The sequence below is a fragment of the Flavobacteriales bacterium genome, from assembly GCA_013214975.1.
Taxonomy (GTDB): Bacteria; Bacteroidota; Bacteroidia; order DT-38; family DT-38; genus DT-38.
The window spans coordinates 1-7,005 of sequence record JABSPR010000255.1; the positions used below are offsets into that span (position 1 = coordinate 1).

Sequence of the window (7,005 nt, forward strand, 5' to 3'; positions counted from 1 at the left end):
GTCATGTGTAAACATCCAGCAATTCTTGCTCCTGCCAAAGGCTTAGAATCTCCGAATTCTTTCCTTAAACTCATTAAGCCCGGCATCTCCGCTTCAGCAATAGTAATTTCTTTTCTACCCCATTCAGCTAACGAAATATCCTTTACTTTATACTTCTCTTTTTGATTCACAGCAGTGTCGCTCATATTATTCAATTTAATTATTTGTAATATCTCGTGCTTATACTCAAGGCCTAAGAAAATGTTCTGTAATAGTTATTTGACTATTGATTATCCTTCCAGATAAACTTGCCTTTTTTATTGATATAACCTTGAGTACCGGTTTTTCTATCACCAATTCTAACCTTCGCAAATCCGTCGTCATTGAATTCTGCCGGATACTCAAATTGAGGAAAAATCACATACTTCCCTTCCTTATCTATGTAACCCCATTTATCGGTTTTATTACTGCTTTTCTTTACACAAGCTAATCCATTAGCATAATGATGCGCTCCATAATATTTTGGGTTTACAGCATATTTACCATCTTCATTAACATAACCATATTTACCTGTTTTGAAATCGCCCACCCTAACGAGAGCCAAACCGTCCCAGAATATAAATGCCTTATCAAATTCTGGCTTTATCACTATTTCACCAGACTTAGAAACAAAGCCCCATTTGCCATTAATCTCAACATTAGCAAGTTCATGAGATGAAGAAAAATCAAATGCGTTTGTGAATTTAAAATCAATTATCACTTTACCTGACAGATTAATATATCCCCATTTATCCCCTTTTTCAACGCTTCCTAACTCTTCTTTAAAATCATGCGCATTATCATAGATTGCCTCCACAACAACTTTTCCCGTTTTATCTATATAGCCCCATTTTCCAGCTTTCTGTATTCGAGCAACACCATTTGAAAAACTAAACGCTTTCTCACAATCCGGTTCAATAACAATTTTCCCCATTTTATCAATATATGACCAGATTCCACTCTTTTTCACTACTGAAAGTCCTTCTTTGAAATCTTCCACTTTATCATATTCTGCAGAAATAACAATCTTCCCGGTCTTATCAATAAATCCTTTTTTACCTTCTATTTTAACTGCAGCTAGTCCATCCGAAAACTGTTGAGCAAATTCAAATTCTGCTTTCACAGAAACTTCTCCTTTTTCATCGATATAACCATACTTATCCCCAATTTTTACCGGTAATAACACTTGAGAATAGGAAATCAATCCACTTAATAACATACTTAGAATAAGTATGTTCACTCGAAAGAATATCTGTCTAGTCATGTATCGTCAATTTTACTAAATATGAATCTAATCCAAAAGATCTCAATCCGTTAACATTGCAAGTTCACGAAAATTATTGAATTGAACAAATTTGCATACTATGCTTTTTGAAACCAAGAAAATCTAAATCTTCTTCGTAAATTGAAGTCTTACTATCGCACTCTACAAATAAGCATGGGCATATTCCTTAAGAAAGAGCTAAATAAAGGTACTACTGTAGGTATGTGGATTATTGAAGAATCCGTTACCGAGCTTCAAGGAAGCATTATTTTAACTAATGAAGACAGTAAAATATTTTTCAGCTTCTCCAGTGATCAAAGAAAAAAAGAATGGTTATCTACTCGATTATTATTAAAATCTATTTGCGGACCAGACATTAGAATTACAAGAGATAATTTTAACAAGCCGTCACTTGATGGTAGTAATAATAAAATTTCAATTTCTCATTCAATCAAATATGTCGCTATCATCATTAACGATACCGATGAAACGGGAATTGATATTCAATTGATGAGCAATAAAATAGAATCTATTAAAAACAAATTCCTATCTAGTGAAGAGCTATTATCCATAGATGGTCAGAATAGAATCGAACATTTACATATATCATGGGGAGTAAAAGAAGCTCTTTATAAAGTATATGGAAGGAAAGAATTAAGCTTTAAAAATGACATTTACATTCCCCCCTTTACTGTATTTAACCAAGGTGAATTATACGCAAAAATCACTAAGAAAGGATTCGAAACAAGTTATAAATTGCACTATGAAAAACATGACGAATACATGCTTGTTTATGTTATGAATACTTAATATTGCAAGTACTGAAAGGGTATTATGGTAGAAGTTTACAAACAAATAATCGAGAAGAAAATAAAGGGGAAAAAGCAATTAGCCGTGCTAATAGACCCAGATAAGCTTGATGACTCTGCTATAGAGAAGCTCGTCAATATTGCAAATAATTCTCACGTAGATTACCTGTTTATAGGAGGTAGCTTACTATCGGGAGGGAATCTACAAAAGTGTCTTTCCCAATTAAAACTCCAATCCAATATTCCTGTAATTTTATTCCCAGGAAACCCATTACAGATAGATAGTCAGGCAGATGCAATTTTATTACTTTCTCTTATCTCTGGAAGAAATCCAGAATTATTAATAGGTAATCATGTAATCGCAGCGCCGTATCTAAGAAAAACAAATTTGGATATTATATCGACAGGATATATGCTTATCAGTAGTGGTTCACCAACAACTGCTTCATATATCAGCAATACAAACCCTATACCATGGGACAAAGACGACATAGCCATGTGCACCGCTTTGGCAGGAGAAATGCTCGGCATGAAAATGATTTACATGGATGGTGGAAGTGGAGCCCAAAGAGTTATTAGTAAGGAGATGGTATCCGCTGTTAGAAGTGAAATATATATTCCTTTGATTGTTGGTGGTGGTATTAATTCTACTGACAAAGCTATAGACTGCTTATTAGCTGGAGCTGATATAGTAGTAATAGGAAATGCCACTGAAAAAAATCCTAATTTCATTTCCGAAGTAAGTAATAAAATAAAAAGCTACAAGTGGATATAATTGTTGTTTCTAGTCCAACCAATATCTCTGGAGAGATCCAAATAATTAACAAACTGTTTAATAACGGATTAGAAACTTTTCACATTAGAAAACCAAACTTTTCAGACGAAAAACTAGAGTTCTTTTTAAACCAAATCCCAGAAAAGCACTTAGAAAAAGTTATTCTGCATTCTCACTATAAATTGGCAAAAAAATTCAAGATAAAAGGAATTCATTTAACTCGCAGATACAAAAGTAATAAGTTCAAGAAGTGGTGGAGACTTCTTTTTCTACGATACTCCAATCCACGGTCTTCAATTAGCACATCGTTTCACAGTATATCTAGTATTTTAACCAACACGGAAAAATATCATTATATTTTCTTAAGCCCGGTCTTTGATAGTATTTCCAAAAAAGGTCACATGGGCGATTTTACAGACAGAAACCTCACTTCATCTTTGAAAAGAACCAAACAGAAGATGTATGCTCTAGGGGGAGTCTCTAGTGATAATATCCCTAAAGCACATGCTTTAGGCTTTTCAGGAGTTGCCCTTCTTGGAGCAATCTGGCAGGACGACAGAGATCCAATTGACGAATTCATTAAGGCTCGAAAACTTTGCGAAGACTTAGGAGAACCCGTTTTCAACTAGACTAATCCTCTATCCCAATCTTTCCAAACAGGCTCATAACCTTTCGCTATAAGTTCACTCGCAAACCGAGCTGGTGATCTTTCATCTGATATTTCAAACTGCTCCAACTCTTCCGTTTCATTAGAATAACCACCAGGAGAAGTTTTCGATCCAGCACTAATAGATGTGATTCCCAGTTTCATTGAATTATTCCTGAAAGATTCTTCCTCTCGAGTGGATAATGAAAGCTCTACCTCTCCATTAAAGATTCTAAAAGCACTTATCAATTGGGCCAATTCCTTGTCAGAAAGATTCGATTTTAAGTTATCTACTCCACTACATGGCCTAAGCCGTGGAAAGGATATCGAATATTTAGTTTGCCAGAATTTTTTCTCCAAATAACTGAGATGAGCAGCTGTAAAAAAACTATCTACTCGCCAATCTTCAAGGCCTAACAAAACACCTAATCCAATTCGATGAATCTTTGCATTCCCTAACCGCTCTGGTGTCTCTATTCTATATTCAAAATTCGACTTTCGTCCTTTGGGATGATGTTCTTTATATGTTTCAGAACGATAAGTCTCTTGGTAAACATAAACGCTATTCAGCCCTAATTCTTTCAATTCTTCGTATTCATTTTGGTCCATCGGCTGAACCTCCATACTTACATTCGAAAAATGTGATTTTATAATATTAATGGCATTCTTAATATAATCTAGTCCTACTTTATCGGATGATTCTCCTGTCACGATAAGAACATGATCAAATTTCATTGCTTTAATAACAGCGACCTCTTTTAGAATTTCTTCATCGCTTAATGTTTTTCTCTTAATTGGGTTATTCAAACTAAACCCACAGTAAGTACAAATATTATTGCATTCGTTAGAGAGGTAAAGCGGTATATACATTTGCACGGTATTACCAAAACGTTTCTTCGTTAGGGCGCTACTCATTTGTACCATTTCCTCTAAATACGGGGCCGCAGCTGGAGAAATCAGAGCTTTAAAATCTTCCAAATCCCTTCGAGGAGAACTGAGAGCTCTTTCGACATCTCTTGCATCTTTTTCATAGATACTATTACTAACATCCTCCCAACGATTGGCATTTATTACAGCATCGAAACTCATTACATTAATTTAAAAAATCTGTCATCGGGCTACTTGCAACTGCCTTGCTCGAAACTAAACCACTTTTTGCTTCGAATGCCATCCTTCCCGCTTCAACCGCTTTACCAAAAGCAATACCCATGTTTACTGGATCGCTAGACACCGCAATCGCAGTATTTACCAGAACCGCATCCGCACCCATTTCCATTGCATCTGCAGCGTGAGAAGGAAGACCTAATCCCGCATCTACAACCACAGGCACATTACTTTGATCAATAATAATTTCTAACATCGCTCTAGTTTGCAAACCACCATTGCTCCCAATCGGTGAACCTAATGGCATTACAGCTGCTGTTCCCACATCTTCTAACCTTTTACAAACAACAGGGTCTGCACCGATGTATGCCATAACAACAAAACCCAATTTTGTCAGTTCCTCCGCTGCTATCAACGTCTCTATAGGATCAGGCATTAAGTATTTTGGATCTGGATGAATTTCCAATTTCAGCCAGTTCGTGCCTAAAGCTTCTCGTGCTAATTGGGCTGCGAATATTGCCTCTTTCGCAGTCCTCACACCAGAAGTATTAGGTAACAGTTTAAACTGAGGATGAGCGAGTCTATCCAATATTTCATCCTTGTTCTTTGTCACGTCTACTCTTCTTAGAGCCACTGTAACCAGTTCCGATCCAGAAGCCAACAATGCCTCTTCCATTAATTTACTTGAACTAAATTTTCCGGTTCCAGTGAAAAGTCTAGAACCAAAACTATGATCAGCTATTTTCAATGATTCCATTTTCTTTCGTTTTGTTTGCTTGAAATAAACTCGACTTAAATGCCTCAATAACATTTTTCTTATCCGACGTCATGCCAAGAAAAGAAGACACCGCAACGCCGTTTATATTATATCTCAATAGGTCTACAATATCTTCCGAAGTTACGCCTCCAACAACAACGACAGGAGTTTCCAATCCGTCAATGGCATAATTCTTCATCACGGATCGCACCCCTTCAAATCCCAATATTGGACTGAGTTGTTTTTTCGTCTTTGTCCTCCTTAACGGCCCAAGTCCAATATAATCTGCGTATGGATCTAACCGAACCACATCTTCATATGTATTTGCCGTGGCACCAATAATAAAACCGTCTCCTAATATGCTCCTAGCCTCTTTAAGGTCCATATCTAATTTTCCTAAATGAACGCCATCAGCTCCAGCTAACTTTGCAAGTTGTACGTCATCATTAATAATCAATTTAGCATTGTGAATTGTGCAAATCGAGCGTAATTCAAAAGCCATTTCTCTTCGCTCCTCTTCTGAAGCGTTTTTCGCTCGCAACTGTATCCAATCAACCCCTAAGGCAACCAATTCGGTAACCGTTTCGAAAAGCTCAATTGGCTCTTCTTGATTAGTGATATATTGAAAATCAGAAATTGATCTAGGCATGTACGTTCTCCATTTTATGCAGTCCTAATAATGTTTCACTGCTTTTCATGTAATCCAATGTATGCTTTTGAGCAAGTCTGCTCGCAGTCTCAATATCTTTTCCTAAAGATAAACTTGCAACTAATGAACTTGAAAAGATGCATCCCGTACCATGCTTCTCTCTATTGGCAACTCGCTCCGTTTCAAATTCAACGATTCGACCTTCTATGTATAATTTATTCAAAACTTTATCATCCTCCAATTCACCCTTTACCAAAATAGAACACGAATCTATGTGCTCAAGAAAATAAATTTTCTCGTCTTGATTTGGCGTAACAAGAAACATTTGATCTAATATTTTTTTCAATTTAATCGTTTCAAACGTGCTATGAAATTGGTACCCTGCGGTCGCTTTTAATATGGGATCCCAAACAATTTTCACCTCTGGATTCTTATTCATTAACACAGGAATTACTGCATTCAATACATCCAAATTTTCTATCAATCCAATCTTTACAACATCAACTGAAGTGGATTTAAGAACAGATTCTAATTGCTTTAGTATATCCTCAATTTTAATCCAATGTAAACCATCAAACTCACTCTCATTTTGAAAAGTTATTGATGTAGAGACAGCATACCCATTAATTTGGTGCGCTTCAAAGGTTTTTGCATCTTGCAAAACACCGGCCCCTCCGCTCGGATCAAATCCTGCGATAGAAAGAACTTTAACGCTCATTTATTGTTTCAAATAAATTTCACCTCCTTCATCCGTGAACTCCTTGGCTTTATCCTCCATCCCTTTCACTACTGCTTCTTCTGCAGAAACTTCATTTTTCGCGGCGAATTCTCGCACCTCTTGCGATATTTTCATAGAGCAAAAATGTGGTCCACACATCGAACAGAAATGAGCAACTTTAGCTCCTTCAGCGGGAAGAGTTTCATCGTGGTACTCCATGGCCGTGTCCGGATCAAGAGACAAGTTAAACTGATCTTGCCATCTA

10 protein-coding genes are annotated in these 7,005 nt (G+C 36.5%); 3 read left to right on the forward strand and 7 right to left on the reverse strand.

The features are described from left to right. Together HRT72_08305 and HRT72_08310 are read right to left on the reverse strand one after the other, a co-directional pair. The coding region (locus tag HRT72_08305; protein NQY67707.1) for an adenosylhomocysteinase at positions 1-185 on the reverse strand (185 nt) is incomplete at its 3' end. A 77-nt stretch (positions 186-262) separates the two neighbouring features. Continuing rightward, positions 263-1,282 (reverse strand): WG repeat-containing protein, encoded by a 1,020-nt coding sequence (locus HRT72_08310; protein NQY67708.1) that lies wholly within the window; start codon positions 1,280-1,282, stop codon positions 263-265. A gap of 174 nt (positions 1,283-1,456) precedes the next feature. Here HRT72_08310 and HRT72_08315 point away from each other — a divergent pair, with 174 nt between their 5' ends. The 3 genes from HRT72_08315 to HRT72_08325 are packed head-to-tail and all read left to right on the forward strand — an operon-like array spanning position 1,457 to position 3,495. Continuing rightward, positions 1,457-2,092 carry a 4'-phosphopantetheinyl transferase superfamily protein gene (locus HRT72_08315; protein ID NQY67709.1) on the forward strand — a complete coding sequence of 212 codons (636 nt, stop codon included), beginning with the start codon at positions 1,457-1,459 and terminating at the stop codon, positions 2,090-2,092. A 21-nt stretch (positions 2,093-2,113) separates the two neighbouring features. Beyond that, on the forward strand, positions 2,114-2,866 hold the full coding sequence (locus tag HRT72_08320) for a geranylgeranylglyceryl/heptaprenylglyceryl phosphate synthase (protein NQY67710.1): 753 nt from the start codon (positions 2,114-2,116) through the stop codon (positions 2,864-2,866). Further along, entirely contained in the window at positions 2,857-3,495 is a 639-nt protein-coding gene (locus HRT72_08325; protein NQY67711.1) for a thiamine phosphate synthase, read from the forward strand. Before HRT72_08320 ends, HRT72_08325 begins: the two co-directional genes overlap by 10 nt. On the opposite strand, the gene thiH is transcribed toward HRT72_08325, so the two are convergent. From thiH to HRT72_08350, 5 genes are all read right to left on the reverse strand, one after another. Continuing rightward, positions 3,492-4,601: a 2-iminoacetate synthase ThiH gene (gene thiH / locus HRT72_08330; GenBank protein ID NQY67712.1), complete on the reverse strand. Its 1,110-nt coding sequence runs from the start codon at positions 4,599-4,601 to the stop codon at positions 3,492-3,494. The genes HRT72_08325 and thiH overlap by 4 nt on opposite strands. Before the next feature lie 4 nt (positions 4,602-4,605). Beyond that, a complete protein-coding gene (locus HRT72_08335) occupies positions 4,606-5,373 on the reverse strand; it encodes a thiazole synthase (GenBank protein NQY67713.1) in 768 nt (255 codons plus the stop codon). Further along, positions 5,351-6,022, reverse strand: a complete 672-nt coding sequence (gene thiE / locus HRT72_08340) for a thiamine phosphate synthase (GenBank protein NQY67714.1) — start codon at positions 6,020-6,022, stop codon at positions 5,351-5,353. Before thiE ends, HRT72_08335 begins: the two co-directional genes overlap by 23 nt. Then, on the reverse strand, positions 6,015-6,740 hold the full coding sequence (locus HRT72_08345) for a bifunctional hydroxymethylpyrimidine kinase/phosphomethylpyrimidine kinase (GenBank protein ID NQY67715.1): 726 nt from the start codon (positions 6,738-6,740) through the stop codon (positions 6,015-6,017). Before HRT72_08345 ends, thiE begins: the two co-directional genes overlap by 8 nt. Further along, positions 6,741-7,005: phosphomethylpyrimidine synthase ThiC (locus HRT72_08350; protein ID NQY67716.1), on the reverse strand; the 265-nt coding region annotated here is incomplete at its 5' end.

Excerpts from the sequence above, each read along its gene's own strand:
- HRT72_08310 (NQY67708.1), bottom strand. The coding sequence starts at position 1,282 with ATGACTAGACAGATATTCTTTCGAGTGAACATACTTATTCTAAGTATG.
- thiH (NQY67712.1), bottom strand. The coding sequence starts at position 4,601 with ATGAGTTTCGATGCTGTAATAAATGCCAATCGTTGGGAGGATGTTAGT.
- HRT72_08335 (NQY67713.1), bottom strand. The coding sequence starts at position 5,373 with ATGGAATCATTGAAAATAGCTGATCATAGTTTTGGTTCTAGACTTTTC.
- HRT72_08345 (NQY67715.1), bottom strand. The coding sequence starts at position 6,740 with ATGAGCGTTAAAGTTCTTTCTATCGCAGGATTTGATCCGAGCGGAGGG.
- HRT72_08315 (NQY67709.1), top strand. The coding sequence starts at position 1,457 with ATGGGCATATTCCTTAAGAAAGAGCTAAATAAAGGTACTACTGTAGGT.
- thiE (NQY67714.1), bottom strand. The coding sequence starts at position 6,022 with ATGCCTAGATCAATTTCTGATTTTCAATATATCACTAATCAAGAAGAG.